Genomic DNA, 685 nt, shown 5'->3' on the forward strand with positions numbered 1-685 from the left:
GAAAGATAAACTGTCATTCTATGGCTTGAGCATAGAATCCAGACAAAACAAAGATTTTGGCATTATAACAACAGATACACAAGAATACTTGTCAGAGGATATAGACAATCTTTCACAATATAGTCAAGCAAATGATCTTGTGTATGTGATCTATACGTCAGGAACTACAGGGCTACCTAAAGGAGTTATGGTTGAGCATAAGTCAACTGTACAAATACTTTATGCTAAATATTTTATCAACGCGACTCAAAGAGGATCTCTATGGACTAACTATACTTTTGATGTTTCTGTATATGAAATATTTAGTAGTTTGTGTTTTGGTAAACAGCTACATATTCTAAATGATAATTATAGACTTAGCCATTTATCTTATTTTAAATATTTAGATGTTAATAAAATAGAATTTGCTTATATTCCACCATTTTATATAAAAGAACTTTCTACATACCTAGTGAAGAATAACATTAATGGACTTAGTATTATTTTTACGGGAGTAGATAAAATTTATTCTATTGATACTAAAAATATAATAAATAAAGGTATTAAAATATTAAATGGGTATGGTCCTTCTGAAACAACTATTTGTAGTACTAATTTTTTTATAAATGGTTCATACGTTAAAGAAGAAATAATACCTATAGGTAAGCTTTTGGATAATGAGAAAGCCTATATTCTAGATCAATAC

Annotated in this window: 1 protein-coding gene; it reads left to right on the forward strand. The window is 27.9% G+C overall.

The features are described from left to right. Positions 1-685, forward strand: a 685-nt coding sequence (locus tag FTPG_RS09490) for an AMP-binding protein (RefSeq protein ID WP_035722786.1), incomplete at both ends; no start/stop codon positions are given.

Source organism: Francisella philomiragia subsp. philomiragia ATCC 25015, assembly GCF_000156715.1.
Classification (GTDB): domain Bacteria; phylum Pseudomonadota; class Gammaproteobacteria; order Francisellales; family Francisellaceae; genus Francisella; species Francisella philomiragia.